7 protein-coding genes are annotated in these 17375 nt (G+C 37.7%); 4 read left to right on the forward strand and 3 right to left on the reverse strand.

Annotated elements, in window-relative coordinates; genetic code table 11:
• Positions 1-21 precede the first annotated feature (21 nt).
• Genes HW347_RS08815 through HW347_RS08825 form a run of 3 tightly spaced genes read left to right on the forward strand, consistent with a single transcriptional unit; the run spans position 22 to position 4666 of the window.
• A complete protein-coding gene (locus tag HW347_RS08815) occupies positions 22-1533 on the forward strand; it encodes an alpha-L-fucosidase (RefSeq protein WP_214611538.1) in 1512 nt (503 codons plus the stop codon).
• Positions 1534-1552: 19 nt separating this feature from the next.
• Entirely contained in the window at positions 1553-2944 is a 1392-nt protein-coding gene (locus HW347_RS08820; protein ID WP_225901879.1) for a sulfatase-like hydrolase/transferase, read from the forward strand.
• A 39-nt stretch (positions 2945-2983) separates the two neighbouring features.
• Positions 2984-4666 (forward strand): sulfatase-like hydrolase/transferase, encoded by a 1683-nt coding sequence (locus HW347_RS08825; protein ID WP_214611539.1) that lies wholly within the window; start codon positions 2984-2986, stop codon positions 4664-4666.
• A 552-nt stretch (positions 4667-5218) separates the two neighbouring features.
• Here the strand turns inward: HW347_RS08825 and HW347_RS08830 are convergent.
• Genes HW347_RS08830 through HW347_RS08840 form a run of 3 tightly spaced genes read right to left on the reverse strand, consistent with a single transcriptional unit; the run spans position 5219 to position 12342 of the window.
• Positions 5219-7222: a SwmB domain-containing protein gene (locus tag HW347_RS08830; RefSeq protein ID WP_214611540.1), complete on the reverse strand. Its 2004-nt coding sequence runs from the start codon at positions 7220-7222 to the stop codon at positions 5219-5221.
• Between the two features lie 21 nt (positions 7223-7243).
• A complete protein-coding gene (locus HW347_RS08835) occupies positions 7244-9151 on the reverse strand; it encodes a RagB/SusD family nutrient uptake outer membrane protein (RefSeq protein ID WP_214611541.1) in 1908 nt (635 codons plus the stop codon).
• An 11-nt stretch (positions 9152-9162) separates the two neighbouring features.
• Positions 9163-12342: a SusC/RagA family TonB-linked outer membrane protein gene (locus HW347_RS08840; protein WP_214611542.1), complete on the reverse strand. Its 3180-nt coding sequence runs from the start codon at positions 12340-12342 to the stop codon at positions 9163-9165.
• Between the two features lie 666 nt (positions 12343-13008).
• Here HW347_RS08840 and HW347_RS08845 point away from each other — a divergent pair.
• Positions 13009-17226, forward strand: coding sequence for a two-component regulator propeller domain-containing protein (locus HW347_RS08845; protein WP_214611543.1), 4218 nt, complete (start codon positions 13009-13011; stop codon positions 17224-17226).
• Positions 17227-17375 lie beyond the last annotated feature (149 nt).

A 17375-nucleotide genomic window follows, 5' to 3' on the forward strand; every position in this document is an offset into this window, starting at 1 on the left:
GAACAAGCATACTTTATTCAAATGAAAAACAAGATTGCCCTTCTTTTGGTATTGGGCCTTATAGGTGTATCCTACGCTCAAGAAAAATTTGAGCCAGAATGGGAAAACCTCAAACAACATAAAGCTTCTCCTGAATGGTTTGCAGATGCCAAGTTAGGTGTCTATTTTCATTGGGGCGTATACAATGTTCCTGCCAACGGAAATGAATGGTACGGCCGTTTTATGTACGAGAATGACCGGGCAAAGACTTGGGGTAAAGATGTCTATGATTACCATACCAAAACCTATGGAAGAGATGTAGATTATCATGATTTTATACCCCAATGGAAAGCCGAAAAATTCTCTGCTAAACGTTGGGTGGATATGTTCGAAAACATGGGTGCCAAATTCATAGGAACCATTGCAGAGCATCACGACGGATTTTCCCTTTGGGAGAGTGAAGTCAATCCTTGGAACTCCTTTGATAAAGGCCCTAAAATTGACGTGGTAAAGCAAATTGGTGACGAAGTAAAGAAGCGCAACTTAAAATTTATGACTACTTTTCATCATGGATTTCACATGCATTTTTATCCTAAAAAAGAGAACAGTTTTCTTCGTCCTGTAAGCATGCATGCCGTAACTTATGATAACCCAGAAGTTCCTCAGGAAGATGAATACCGCATTCTTTACGGAAATACTACCTATAAAGAAGAATGTGATATCTGGCTAGGAAAATTGAATGAAGTAATAGATACTTATTCTCCTGATTATATTTGGATGGATTTTGCCCAAGGATATGTTCAAGAAGAGTATCGAAAACAATTTTTGGCCAACTATTTTAATAAAGCGAAAGAGCAAAATAAAGAGGTGGTAGTAAATACCAAAGGGTCATTTTTTCCAACGGATTTGGCTGTGGTGAATTTAGAAAGAGCTACGGTAAAAGATATTGCTCCAGAAGTTTGGGTAACGGATTTTCAGTTGGGTAGCTCATGGGGCTATAATAAAGATAAACGTACTGCTTTAGACCCTAAAAAAGCCATTCGGATTTTGGCCGAAGTGGTGAGTAAAAACGGAGTAATGATTTTAGCCGCTGCCCCAATGGCAGAAGGTATTATTCCTGAAGAACAAGCCAAGGCAATGGAGGGAATTGGAGCTTGGTTAAAACTATACGGAGAGTCTATTTACAAAACACGTCCGTTTGTTGCGTATGGTCAAGGACCAACCGAATTGCAACGAAATCCAGAAGACGAGTGGAATGATTATGGAGCCATAAAAGCTGGTTTATATGACTTGAATTCAGCTGATATTCGCTACACCAAAAAGGACAAAACAGTCTACGCCATTCAATTGGGTTGGCCGGGTGAGAATACAGAAACGGTGCTGACAGTTTTTGCTAACAAAGCCAAGGATATGGAAGTTAAATCGGTTTCTGTATTGGGTAGCAAACAAAAAATAAAATGGAAAAAAACAGCAGAAGGCCTTTTGGTTACTTCTCCAAGAAAAATGCCTGCCGAAGCGGAAGCTGCACTAGTCTATAAAATAAATTTAAAGTAATAAGAACACAGATACAACTATGAATACAAAACTCATCTTTACATTAGCCATGGGTCTTATGACCACTTTACCGAGTATGGCACAAGAAAAAAAACCTAACATTATAGTAGTCTTAACGGATGACCAAGGTTGGGCAGATGTAGGCTTTAACGGAGCTACGGATATTCCCACTCCAAATCTAGATAAATTGGCCTCGCAAGGGGTAATTTTTGATAATGCTTACGTATCACATCCTTATTGTAGCCCGTCTAGAGCCGGACTTTTAACGGGCCGTTATCAGGCGCGTTTTGGTCATGATTGTAACATGCCTTACAAATCTGAAAATGATGCTACCGTTGGTACACCACTTTCTGAAAAAATGATTCCAGAGGCCTTAAAAGAGCAAGGTTACCGAACTAGTGCCATTGGTAAATGGCATTTAGGCGATCACCCTAGCCTTCATCCTATTCATCAAGGTTTTGACCATTGGTTCGGTTTTGCTGGTGGTGGAATGAACTATTGGGGTATACCAGATGGTCCTATCAAGACTATCGTAAGAAATGGCAAACCGGTTCCTCAAAATGAATTACGGTACCTAACCGATGATTTTACAGATGAGGCAATCGATTTCATTACTAAGAAAGATGATAAGCCCTTTTTCATGTATTTAGCTTATAACGCGCCACACGCACCTGACCAAGCTACTAAACAATACCTTGAGCACACCAAACATATAGAATATGGTGGGCGTAGCATTTATGCCGCTATGGTAAATGCAGTAGACTCTAATGTTGGTAGAATAGACTCTACGTTAACGGCAAATGGTATGAAAGAAAATACAATTTTGGTTTTCTTAAGTGATAACGGAGGTCGCGTGGAACACGCAGATAACAGACCGTACCGTGGTCATAAAGGCATGTTGTTTGAAGGAGGAATTAAAGTTCCTTTCTTTATTACCTGGCCAGAAAAACTAAAGGCTGGGCAACATTACGAAAAGCCTATTAGTTCATTAGACCTTTTCCCTACATTTTTGCAAGCTGCAGGAGGTAATATAAAAGATGAATCTCAATTAGACGGCACCACTCTCCTACCCTATATTTTAGATGGCAAAACAGATACACCTCATGAACAATTATTCTGGCGTTCTGTTGGCGGATTTGAATATGCAGTTAGAATTGGAGATTTTAAACTTTACAAAAGTGCCTACAAGCAAAAAACACTACTTTTTAATCTTAAAAATGACCCTTGGGAAAGAACGGATGTAGCTGACAAACACCCTGATGTAATTGCTCAATTAGAAAAGGCTTACACAGCTTGGGATTCTAAAAACCTTGTACCAGGTTGGTTTGATCCTCATAGCGAAAATGTACTCAAAGAAGAAAAAGCTTTTGAGTCTATGCGTAAAAAAGCTGAAGGACCAACTGGTAAATAAGACTAAAAAGAAAGTATTAAAATTCTTATAGAAGATAAAATGAAACAATCCAAATGGTTTAAATCTTGGCTCATTGTACTGGCTATTTATGCCTATCCAACGGTTCAGGTTTTAGCCCAAGAGCAACCCAACTTCATATTCATTTTAACCGATGACCAACAGTATGGGCTTATGGGGTGCACGGGCAATACTATAGTTCAGACGCCTAATCTTGATAAATTGGCTGCAGATGGTGTATTGTTTACCAATGCACATATAACCAGTGCTATCTGTACGCCAAGCAGAGCCAGTATTCTCACTAGTCAATTTGAGCGGAAACATGGGGTTAATTTTAATTCCGGCACCAGTATGTCTGAAGAAGGTTGGGCTAATACCTACCCAATGGTCATGCGAGAAAATGGTTACTATACAGGATGGGTCGGCAAGAACCATGTTCCTGTTGGCAAAGGCGGCTATGATAGTGGCCTTATGGAAAAAAGTTTTGATTATTGGTATGCCGGACACGGCCATTTAGGCTTTTACCCCAAAGACCGTCATGAGATTTTTAAAGATGCTAAATATGATACTCAAGTTGAAGTTGTAGACGAGGGAATCCAAGACTTTTTATCTAACGAGCAAAAGTTGGGCGGTGCCATAAAATTCCTTGATCAAAGACCAACGGAGAAGCCTTTTATGCTTTCCGTTTGTTTTAACCTTCCTCACGGTGCGGGTACCGGTTCTATGCAAATGCGAGATTCTGACGATGAGATTTACAAAACGCTTTATCGCGACCAAAATATTCCGTTACCAGAAAATTATATCGCTAGAAAAGATATAAAAACTCCAAAGCTACCGGCAGAACTGCTTCACGCAGAAGACCGTCAACCAGGTTATGATTATGTAGATACACCTGAAGGTTTCAGAGAGCGATACATAAGGCAAATGGAAGCCATGACAGGGATAGACCGTCTTTTAGGGAAGCTTAGAAAAACCTTGAAAGACCAAAAATTAGATAAGAATACGGTAATTGTATTTACTTCTGACCATGGTCTTTTTATGGGGCAATTCGGTCTTGGCGGAAAAGCTTTGTGCTATGAAGAAACTACCCATGTACCCATGATTATCTTTAACCCAAACACCAAAAAATCTAAGAGAGGAAAAACATCCGATGCTTTGGTACAGAGTATAGATATTGCCCCAACTATGATGGCCATGGCCGGCGTAGCTATTCCTGACAGTTACCAAGGCAAAAACTTAACCGGACTTTTAGCTGGTGAACAAGAAGCTGTGCGCCCATACCTTTACACTGAAAATTTATGGTCTACCCAATTTGGAAATCCAAGATGTGAAGCTGTCCAAGACCATGAATGGAAATACATTCGCTATTATAAAAACGAGAATTTCTCGGCATTGAAAAAAATAGCTACTGCTAAAGAAATGGGTATGAATACCAGCGCAATGTTGTACAAAGTTCACGACCCAGATATAGCTGTTTACAGAGATTATGCAGACGGACCACTAAATGGCGAACCAGCTGTCTATGAAGAGCTTTTTAATCTTAAAAATGACCCCAAAGAAACGACAAATTTAGCTATAGACACTGCAAACACTAGTAAACTAGAAGAATTAAGAAAAATATGGAAAACAGAAATCACCAATGCTAGAGGCACAGATTTTCCAAAAGTTCTTAGGTATACATCAGATAGTGAAGTAGAAAGAGGGGTTATAATAGAGCCTAAATAATAGGTTATATTTTATTTAAAAGAGGGTACAAAAGGCAAAAATACTATTGCCTTTTGTACCCTTCTTCAATTGAACGCTCTTCAAAATAGCCCAGTTGGAGTTGAAACCCAACACGTTCGAAATACACGGAATCATGAGAATTTTCCTTCGACTTTACTACTTACTGGTAAAAACATGATGAAACCGCAATTTTCCATTTTGGTATAACGGAATTTGTATTGGTTATCCATTAGCGGTAAAAACCAAAATAATCAGATAGTTGTAATACCTAGAATTATTAAAGTTAGGCCGATAGTTAGGTGTAGATTATCAATTACAAGTCCCCTACTGAGTGCAAACATGCGCACATTCAACTTTTTATCAATTCATTTTCTGTGCTTCTCATTGAATTCCACTAAGTGGTCAATTTAAACTATAGACCGGACAGATTTATTATAGACACTCTGTAACCTATGTTCTCATTAACGGTTCGTTCTAAAAAAAAGAAACCGCCTCAATTTACCAGTTTGAGGCGGTTTTACTAAACAATCAAAACACTACTAACAATTTTAATTAAGGCCGATTATCATCTATTTGAATGGTATAATCGTCATAATAAACATCACTTACACCAGCTGGTACTGGTTGAATACGTACGGTTCCGTTTGAAGTTGCTGCGGCGATAAAGGTAAATTCTACCAATTGCCATTTGCCCAACTCGTCTTCTGGATCGTTCCACTGATCATTTATATTTTGATCACCAAAGAAGTGTTTGGCGAAAGCTGTAGACGTCGTGCTACCTAAATATCTTTTATATTTTACCCTGTAGGCAGTTCCCGCTTCAAAAGCAAATGTACCGCTGGTAATAGTATTAGGCTTATTGCCATCAGGAGCAAACAAATGCATAACGTTACCAGAAGGCACTACATCAGAAACTATATCTGGTATTGGTGCCGCAACTATTTCTGCTGCTCCGGCTCCGTTAGAACCCGTATTTAACCAATCCGTATCAAGGGCGTTTTCAAACATCCCTACATCACCTAATATATTATCCTCATCAGGTACCACGGTAACCGGACCAAAATCTACCAACTCTCCCGCTCCTATGGAAAGAATGTCTCCTGGGCCAACATAAGAAATAGTAATCTCATCATCTCTATACAATTCTTCGCTAAGCATTATTCTTAAAACAGTAGCATCCGCAGCATCTACCTCAACAGAACTTACTACCGAAGCAACACCATTAACCATTGCAGAAAAGCCCATAGTGGCATCTGCAGAGGCCATAACCGAAGCAGGATCTAACTCTTGATCAAACATTACTAAAATGGCATCATCTTCAGTCACTTTTTGAACAGTTCCCACATTATTAACCGGAATTGGAACGTATACCTCAACAGGCACAGCGCTAAAAGCTTCAAGAACACGCTCATCTACTGATTTTAATGTGGTGCTACCACCATCATAAGAAACCGTGACCGTATTGGCTGCATCCGTACCTTCTAATTGCGTTTCTAATACAAGTATTAGCTTATCTACATTAAGTTGATTTTGAGATACAGAAGCAACTGGTCTTGCCACACCGTTAACTTCTACCATGAAATTGGAAGACACATCTTCCGTAAGTTCTACCAATTTTGAGCTTAAAGAAACTTCAATTGAATTATCTGCCATTTCAATCACATCACCTGCTTGCTCCAAGGCCTCGTCCAAAGCGGTAACATTAAATGTTACAGGAATCTCATACGTCTCTTCGTCTGCTTGTACAGCTTCGGTTCTATCTCTTTTGGAAACCAAACGACCTTGAAACTTTCCTATCCGCTTGTTGAAAACCAACGTATCTATTGTCTTTTCTTCGTTGACATTTATGATGTTTTCCTCATCTTCTTCATTTTCCTCAATAGTATGAATTGTCCATACGGTAGAGGTTGGTCTAGATGTATTATTCTGGCGACTCAAGTCTTCAAAAACAAGTGCATCACCAAACTTTAAATCAATTACATCTTGACTTTTAAAATCGATTTTACTTCCGGCCAAGTTTCTGATTTCCATATCTGCCACGATAGTATCGTACACATCCACAATAATGGTATAATCCAAAACCCAAGCTGCACCTTTTTGAACCGTTCGCAGGGTGTCAAAAATGGATGAGTTGGTTTCTGTGTCCCATCCTGTTGGCAAAACAAACTCCGTATATTCTTCATACTCGTTATGCAACTTTATAGGCGTAAGTGAATCCCCTTTCGTAAACAATACATGTACCGTTCTTTCGTCAGATACCATACCGGCACCCTCAATAATACTAGATTCAAAACTATCTGCTTTTGTAGGCAGAGGGCCCTCTAGAAAAAACGTTCCTTCCGGAATGGTCCACTCATGTTTAGTAGTACCATTGGATAAGTCCATAAAGGACCCATAATTGTTTATATCTACATCTTTATCTACCGATGTACCCCAAGTTGTGGTAAAAGCGGCATCAACAAAGGTGTTTGGTGCTACGTACTCGTCATCATCTTCACAGCCAACAATAATCAGCAGTAAAAAAAGAAACCTAATACTATATTTTATATCTCTCATGTTCTTTTATTTAGGTTTGATTTATTGAACGAACTCGTCCCAGTTAAGGTTGGAATCGATTTCACTTTGTGGCATTGGCAGGTATGCATGTAAGCTTTCATTAAATTTCTGAGCTCCTACCGTTGCATCTTGAATTTCTGGCGGCTGATTGAAAACCTTTACACCATCATAAGTTGTTGGCTCTTCTCCTGAAACGGTTAGATAGCACTTGTACCTTGTACCATGCTTACCGTTCAAGTTTTTTTCATAATGCCAGTAATCATACTTAATAGATGCCAAGTTTTCCAATTGCTCTTTGAACTTACCCCAACGTCTTAAATCAGTAGCACGATCACCTTCTAAAGCCAATTCTAAAGGTCTTTCCGTAAAACGTAAATGTTCCATCAAATTCTGAAGAGTAACGGGCTGTGTGCCATTTGAGGCATCAAAATCTATATCATCCATATACGTGGTTTCTAGATTATTGAACTCCGCTCCCGCTTCAGAAGCTTTTCCTAGTAAAATTAAGTGCGAACGTTTTCTTACCCTGTTAATGTATTTTAAACCTTCGGAAAGATTACCAGATTCAAGCATACATTCCGCATACATTAAATACACGTCTGCTAGACGAATAACAGGAATATTAATTCCCGATCTGTTGTTCATTAAAGTTGACCTATCTTCTCCTGCTCCACCACCAATGGTGTTCCAATGCAAGAATTTTTTGAACATAGTAACCCGGTTTCTAGCGAATGGGGCTACTCCTGTAGCGTTACCATACTCTCCATTAACTGCTCCGTACATAGGTGAATCTGGATCATCTACTTGACCCATACAATCTCCCATTCTTTTGCTGTACAAACGCATTCTATCTTCAGTACCTATTATTTCTCCGTTCTCATTGTATGCATCTGCACCAATGTTCATATTAGCAGGGTCTGCAGGGTCTGGCTTCTCTGCTCTATACTTCATGGACAACCATGAACTTGGCTGAATATTAGCATTAAAAACTAGGTAGGTAATATTCTGTGCCAATGATTCCTCTCCCGAAGTTTCTAAATTGATATTAGTAGTATAGTTGATTTCAAAAATAGACTCGGAATTAAACTCAGCTATACCCGTTACAGTGGTAGCAATATCTTCTGCCAACGTATAATTGTAATTTTCCATTACATTTTTGAAATAGCCTTCAGCAGTTATAAAGTCATTTTCCGCTAAGTAACTTTTACCCATAAGTGCTTCACATGCCCCAGCTGTAATACGACCTAAATTATTGCTTCCAAGTGACTCCCACTCTGAGTAAGTTTTAGGAAGATTATCAATCCCATACTGCAAATCATCACGATAAAAAGCTTGCACGGCATCAGAGGAAGACAAGGCTTTCTGAAATTCTTCAAAATCTTTAGGTACCTTAATTACCAATGGTACATTACCATCATTAAAGCTGGTATTCAATACATAATAGAAATAACCTCTTAAGGCGCGTGCTTGGGCATATACCTCTAACCCTTGCTCTTTAGCCGCTTCAGTGTTATAATCTTCGGATAGCCGTTCATAATTTTCTATTACCTGATTAGCTCTAAAAACACCTAGGTAAAGTGCATTCCATTTGTTCTCTACGTACTTTGTATTTGCCGTAAAGTCTTGAAAATACATCTCATCTGGTCTAGTAGCCTGCCTGTATCCACTGGGCACCGCTAAATCTGTACGTACAGATTCATTTTGAATACCTAATACATCATTATCTTTTAATGCACTATAGACCGAATTCAACCCCTGATTGAGTTGGGAATTATTTTTCCAAAAACTTTTAGTGGTCAAGGAATTTGGATTTGTCTGATCCAAAAAATCATCGCTACATGCCTGCGAAATTAGCATTAGCATGCACAACGCCATAGCTCTCCTGTAGAGGCTATTCGTTCTCAAATTTATGTTATGTGTTTTTTTCATCTTTCGTTGTGTTAGAATTGTAATTGTAGACCCACTTTATACTGTGATGTTACCGGGTATGTACCTTGGTCAATACCCCTACTACTAAAACCATTGTTACCTACTTCAGGGTCAAAACCGGAATAGTTGGTAATGGTGAATACATTTTGGGCTTGGACATAAAATCTAAGCTTAGCTATCTTCATCTTATCACTTAATTTTGAAGGAAAAGTATATCCTAGGCTAATATTCCTAAGTCTTATGAAAGAACCATCTTCTAGAAAATAGTCTGAAGCATCTCTGTACGAATTGGTATTTGGCGACCCATCATAATAAGGAATATTAGATGTTGGGTTAACCGTTGTCCATGAATAATAAATATCTGCATGGGTCCCAGTTTGGTAGGCATAGGCCTTACTACCATTCATTACCTCGGCGCCTTGCGAACCATACCAGTTCATAGAAAAGTCAACTCCTTTAAAATTGGCTCCAAAATTGAAGCCCATATTAAAGTCTTCTGAACCACTACCCTTATACACCTTATCATCTTGATCTATCTTACCATCACCTGCATCTGGGATACCATCATCATCTGTATCTACAGTAAGTTGATCTACATATTTTAATTGTCCCAAAGAAGCTGCTGGATCAATTTCTCTATAAGCTTCAAGCTCTTCTTCTGTTTTGATAATTCCATCTGTTTCACGCAAGAAGAAAGCAGCCGCTTCATAACCTTCACGAATAACACTCACCAATTCTCGAGGACCTCTTTGTGAGATATAACTATTATCTAAGAATATGATAGGATTGTTAGGACTTGTTTTAGTAACCATGTTTTCGTTTTTCGCATAGGTTAAGCTCAAGTTCCAGTTAAATCCTTTCTTCCCGTAATGATTGAATTTCAAAGCCATTTCATGACCTGTATTTCTCATATCACCAATATTCAGAATACTACTTCTGTTAGATCCAGAAACTCCTGTTGAAGGCGGGTTTACCACCCCAAACAATAAATCTTTCTTTTCACTCACATACACATCGTTAGAGAAAGTAAGCTTCCCATTAAAGAAGGCTAAATCAATCCCTAGATTGCGCTCTTTGGAAGTTTCCCATTTTACATTTTCGTTCGCATACCTTTCTTGAGTGGTTCCTAAAGCAGGGGTTTCTGTTGTAGAATCTAAACTTGGGTCTACATCTGCACTACCAAATACATAATCTTGTCCTAGATCAACAACGGCTTGGTTGCTATAAGAAGCAAACCTATCATTACCTGTTGTACCGTAACCCACTCTAATTTTGAATGAATTGACCGTTTCTTTAATAGGTTCCCAAAAAGCTTCATCGGAAACGTTCCATCCTAAAGAGGCACTAGGAAACCATCCCCATCTGTTTTGAGGACTAAATTGAGACGAACCATCTCTTCTTAAACTACCACTAAAGATGTACTTCCCGTCGTAGTTATATTGAATTCTACCTAGATAACCGATAAGTGTTCGTGTATAATCCCTTCCATCTGAAGTAATTAAATCTCCCGTAGTATATCCATCAAAAACGGTAACCGCTGCATCTGCATTGTCTCTCTTCTCTGCTCTGAAATATTCATTTTCAGTCTGTTCTAAAGAATTTACCAATAGTACGTTCACGTCATGCTTACCGAACTTTTTATGGTAATTCATCATACCCTCAAACGTTAACTTATTGTTGTCCGTAACAGCCGTCTGTATTAAAGAAATATCCCACGGGTTTGGTGGAATCAAATCTCCTGAGGTATTGTATACATCTAGTCTTGGAATGATACGCACACCTTTTTCATGCGAGAAATTAGCACCTCCCCTAGCTGTAAACTTCAATGATGGCGTTGCATCAAAATCAATCTGAATGTTGGCACCATTACTGGTTCCGTCTCTCACCTCTTTGGTGTTTAGGTTTCTAGCCACCCCACCAAGGGCTCTAATTGGTCCTATTCCACCAGGCTCATCAACTTCATCTTCTGTAACATCTGTAAGCTCCGTTTGCCCTAATTCAATAGATGGCTGAAAGGGCTTGTATTCCAATATTTTATTAAAAACACCATAATTAGGTAGCGTTTTCTCATCTCTTTTAAAAGTTAACCCCGTTGCTATTTTCCAATTTCCTTTTGTAAACTGAGTGTTGGATCTAATGTTAAACCGACTATAATCTGAATTGATCATAATACCAGATTGGTCATAAAAACTGGCATTAAAATTATAGGTCAAACCATCTTTACCACCAGAGACATTAATTGAATGGTTCTGTATAGGTGCTAAATCATTAAGTATTAAATCTTCTAATTGAGTGTCATTAGTAAACCAGGATCTATTTCTGTGAATTTCTGCATTTACACCACCTTGTACTTTACCGCTAGATAGTGCTCCACGAAGCATATCCATATATGTAAGTTGGTATGAAGACATAAGCGGCGTTCCAGATGTAATATCCTGTACCCCATACTCAGAGTTAACCCGAATATCCATCTTACCTACTTTACCTTGTTTGGTTGTAATTAGAATTACACCCCCGGCACCACGTGTACCATAAATAGAAGCCGAAGCAGCATCTTTTAATACATCTATAGATTCAATTTCACTAATGCTTAATTGAGGATCACTATTATAAGGAATACCATCTACTACATAAAGTGGACCGTTTTGCCCATCTAAAAGTGAGCTAAAACCACGTATAAGAATATTAGCCTCTTCACCAGGTTGCCCAGAACTAGCCGTAATATTCACACCCGCAATTTGGCCTTGTAGTGCTGTACCAATATCCGAAGTAGTGGTTTTAGCCAACTCTTCTGACTTTACCTGCACTACCGCACCTGTAAGTTCTTTTTTCCGTTGCGTACCATATCCAACCACAATAACTTCATCTAGCTCAGAAGCATCTTCTTCTAAACTAACATTTATACTCGTTTTACCGCTTACGGCAATTTCCTTGGTAGCAAATCCAATATAGCTAAAGATAAGTACCTCTGTAGATGCTGCACTTATAGTATACAGACCATCAAAATCTGTAACGGCTCCTGTTTTTGTTCCTTTCACTACCACACTTACCCCGGGTAATGGTGCTCCATCCGCAGAGACGGTTCCAGATACGGACTGCTCCTGCGCATTAGCAAAACCAAAGCATAAGCTCAACACGAGTGTCATGAGCTTTAACTTTGAAGTTCTGATTAATAGTAGTTTGTTTTTCATACATTCTCGTTGTTAAAATTTAGTTAAACAAATGTTGATTTTTTATTTCATTGGAATGATGACATATGATTTGATCCTTAGGCCAAATGATTAATGAAGAAAGTAAGGTGTGCCGTATATGGTTAATTGAGAAGACTTTAAGGTGATAATTTGCAATAACAAAAGCCTTGAAGTAGTAGAAATAAAGGAACATTGAACAAAAAAAAGCGCGTAAACACGAGCGCTACAAACGTTAATATTATGTTAGCAAAAGCCCATTCAAGCGAGGTTTTTTAAATTTCAAAAAATACAAACCATACAATTAGTTATAAAAATTCAAAAAAACACTCATTTTCGCAATCCACCTAATAACGGGGCTTTCCAAGAGGAAAAACACATATGTTTAATCATATGTTTTACTATCTAAACCATTTACTCCGTTTCAAATCTTAGTTTTATCTTACATTGTTATCTAAAATGCTAGAGATTACGATAGCATAAGTTTTACGTTGAATAACAACAGGCAACAAACTTAAATTCCGCTAAAAAACTCGTAGTTTATTCAAAGCGTTTACGAGTCAAATTAGATACTCTAAGAGGAAAAAACGTAACGTTTTTCTCTAAATTATAGACTGACCCATAACCACTAATTCATTTTTACAAATGATGATTGTAGTACCTAAAAAAATGAAATTATATTGCTTTCTTACTTTCTTTTGCCTGAACATGCTGACCAATGCATTTGGGCAAAACCAAATTTCATTTCAACATATATCTACAAAAGATGGTCTATCGCAAAGTGATGTCAACACCATTTATCAAGACAAATTAGGGTTCATGTGGTTTGGAACCCATGATGGCATAAATAAATATGATGGTTATGAATTTACTGTCTACAATCTTGATGATAATAATCCTGACAGTATAAATAGTAACCTAATTTTTGATATTGCAGCAGATGATGAGGGCAATCTATGGATTGGAACCACCGGAAACGGACTAAATTTCTTTAATGTAACTACGGGTAAATTCACCCAATACACACACGACAAAAACAACCCAAAAAGTATTTCTAGCAATCATATTACTAGAGTTTTTATTGATAGTAAAAAACGATTATGGATAGGAAACAGAAATGGTCTTGATAGATTAGACCTTAATACGGTGGTTTCTGATGAAATTGAATTCGAACATTTTAACTCTGAAATTAGCTCTCCTATTCCTAAGTATGACGGTTCTTTTATAAGCGCTATATATGAGGACAAAAAAGGCGGGCTTTTTGTAGGTGGTAAAGTTGGGCTTTACAAACTTAGAAAAGATGGAAAAGGTAAAGACTTCTTCGCAAATGTTACTGACGAAATAGGCTTACCAAAAACCACTATTAGAAGTATCGCCGAAGATGCTACAGGTCGTCTTTTTATTGCTACCGGCAGAGGCCTTTATTACCAAACTTTAGGTATAGAATCAGGTTTTGAACGATTTCACAAAGGTGGCTTCGGAACTATTCTCATTGATAAAGACAATCATATTTGGGCAGGATCAGACCGTGGTCTTTTCTATTTTGAAAATTTTACGGATGACAAACCTCCTGTGTTTTTAAAGCAATTTCAATATGATTCAAAAGACCCTTCTAGTTTAAGTAAAAACATAGTGAGATCTTTGTTCATGGATGATACAGGTATTATTTGGATAGGAACAAATGGTGGCGGTATTAATATTTTTGACCCTAAGAGAAAGCAGTTTAAAAACATTAGAAATACTTCTGACCCTAATAGCTTAAGCTATGATAAAATTAGGTCGATCTTTGAAGATAGTAATGGAACGTTATGGATAGGAACCGAAGGCGGTGGGTTAAACATGCTTAAAAAAGCCAATGATAACGGTTCCTATAAGAGCTTTAAACATTTTAACTCCCTAAAAAAAATATTTGCTATTTCAGAAACCAAGATTGGAGGAAAACCAAATTTAATGATTGGTTCCGAAGGGTTTCCCGGGCTTTACTTCTTAGATATCTCAAACCCCGAAAATATCTCTGAAGAGAACTTAACGGGAACAGATTTAAATAATGGTGTTTTTAGTCTATTATCTGATTCTAACGAAAATATTTGGGTTGGAACTTATAATACGGGCATACACCGATGGATGAAAACCGACACTATAGGCAAATTTAAAAAGCAATCTTTTGGACATTACCCCGGCAAAGCAAATTCTATTTCCAGTAATATTATCAGAAATATACTAGAAGACAGCCAAGGAAATATTTGGTTAGCTACTGGTGATGGACTTTGTGTGCTTAGCGCAAAAGAACGGTACAAGAAGAGGCCTAAATTCAAAGTATATAAGCATGACCCAGCAAATGCTAAATCCATTAGCCACAACTACGTTCTTTCTCTCTATGAAAGCTCAGCAGGAGTATTGTGGGCTGGAACATTTGGTGGTGGACTAAACAAATTTATACCAGGTACAGACGAACAACCTGATACTTTTGAGCACTATTCTTCATTAGACGGTTTGCCTAACAATGTTATAAAAGGAATCTTAGAAGATAGTAAGCAAAACCTATGGCTATCAACCAATAAAGGGCTTTCTAGTTTTGACCCTGAAAAGAAAACATTCAAAAACTACAATTCAAGTGATGGTCTTCAAGATAATGAATTTCAAGAGCTTGCTTGTTTAAAAAGACCCGATGGCGAAATGCTTTTTGGAGGTATTAACGGCTTTAACGCCTTCTACCCAGATGAAATTCAGGAAAACAAATATCCCGCAAAAACAGTAATCACAGATTTACTGATTTCTAATAAATCCGTAGAAATAGGAGAAGAAATTAACGGCAAGATTATTCTTGAGAAAAACATCAGCAAAAGCAAAGAAATAGAACTAAACTACGGCAATACTAATTTTTCATTTGAATTTGCAGCATTGCACTATGCAGCTCCTTCTAAAAACCAGTATGCATATAAATTAGAAGGATTTGATACGGAGTGGACGGAGACTACCGCCAAAAAGAGATATGCTACTTACACCAATCTAAAACCTGGCGATTATGTTTTTAAGGTGAAAGCTTCCAACAATGATGGTATTTGGAATTCCGAACCAACAATCTTAAACATACATATCATTCCACCATGGTACCGCACCAATTTTGCCTATGTATGCTATGGTCTTTTGTTCATGGGAATGCTATGGTTATTCTGGCGCTATACTTTTATCAGGACTTCAGAAAAACATCAATTAGAGCTGGAATCCGTTGAGCGGGAAAGGTCTGAGGAGTTACAGCGCATGAAGTTGGAGTTTTTTACCAATATATCCCATGAATTTAGAACACCGCTAACTCTAATAAAAGGCCCCTTGGAATACGTTCAAAAAAACGTATCAACTCTAGACCAAAAATCGCTAAAAGAGCAATTGGCCCTAATGCAAAAGAACACTAATTACTTGCTACGTCTAGTGACTCAACTTTTAGATTTTAGAAAAATCACACAAGGCAAAATGAGGCTTGTAATGAGACATGGTGATATTGTCGCATTCATTCGTGAGGTGGCTGAACCTTTTCAGTTTATGGCACATAAGCAATCTATAGACTTTGAACTAGATGCTGCTTCCGATACTTTGATTACTTGGTTTGATCACGAAGCTTTAGAGAAAATAATGAACAACCTACTCTCCAATGCCTTCAAGTTTACCCAGGCCGGAGGGCAAATAAAGGTTAAGATTTCGGAAGATATCGTTGACGGAAAGAATGAAGTCGTCATCAAAGTAAAAGACTCTGGAATTGGAATGCCTAAAGCAAAAATGTCAAAAATATTTGAACGTTTTAATTCCGCTAAAGAAGGAGAGAAAAACCATAAGATAAACCCCGAGGGTATTGGCATTGGACTTTCATTTACCAAGAACTTAGTAGAGCTTCACCAAGGTATTATAGAGGTTTTTAGTAAACCAGAAAAGGGTACAAAATTCGTTGTTAGATTGCCTATGGATAAGGAGGCCTATACCAATATTGATGAAATTAGCTGTAAGGATGTTTCCGACAATGACTTCCTAGTAAGGTCTTCCGAAACTGAATCATTTGCTATTGGCCTTAATGATGACCTTATTGACGAGGGCATGTCTAAAACCAGGCCTAAATTACCTGTTCTTCTGGTCGTAGATGATAATCCTGACATCCGTACATTTATAAGTAAAGTCTTGGGCAAGACATACACCGTTTATCAGGCTGAAAATGGACAGAAAGGACTTGAAAAGGCTAAAGAAGTAATGCCTAATATTGTTATTTGCGATATTGTTATGCCTATTATGGATGGTATTGAATTCTCTAGGATTATGAAAAGTCAACCAGAGACGAGCCATATTCCCATTATCATTCTAACGGCAAAATCTTCGCAAGAAAGTGAGCTACAGAGCCTAGAACTGGGTGTTGACGAATATTTGAGAAAGCCATTCGATTTTGAATTACTTAAACTCAAACTTTCAAATATTATTAAACGTCGTGAGCATCTAAGAAAACGATTCAACAAAAAGATTACGGTTCAGCCAAGTGAAATTGCCGTAACGTCTATGGACGAAAAGTTTTTGATCCAGGCCATTGCCATTGTTGAAAAACATATGATGAATACCGACTTTAACGTAGAAATGTTGGTAAAGGAAATGGGTCTGAGCCGAAGCACGCTTTACCTGAAATTTAAAGAGCTTACAGGCTTATCTTCTAGTGAATTCATTAGAAGTGTGCGCTTAAAAAGAGCTGTACAATTCTTTAATCAGAGCGATTATTCCGTAAAAGAAATCATGTACAAAACCGGTTTCAGTACTGCTTCATACTTTTCTAAATGTTTTAAAAAGCAATTTGGTGTAGTACCTAGTGAATATGTGAAACAAATTAGTAAACAGAAAGAGGCTGCAGATAAATAAACTTCCCAATCTCAAAATAGCAAATCCATACTACAAAACACAGACATGCAGCAGTATATGAATACTTCATAAAGAAAATAATGCAGAAACAACATTTTTAGTTTCGATCCAATAAATTTACGCTTACCATATTAACCAGAACACAAACA

The sequence above is a fragment of the Zobellia barbeyronii genome (assembly GCF_018603515.1).
Taxonomy (GTDB): Bacteria; Bacteroidota; Bacteroidia; order Flavobacteriales; family Flavobacteriaceae; genus Zobellia; species Zobellia barbeyronii.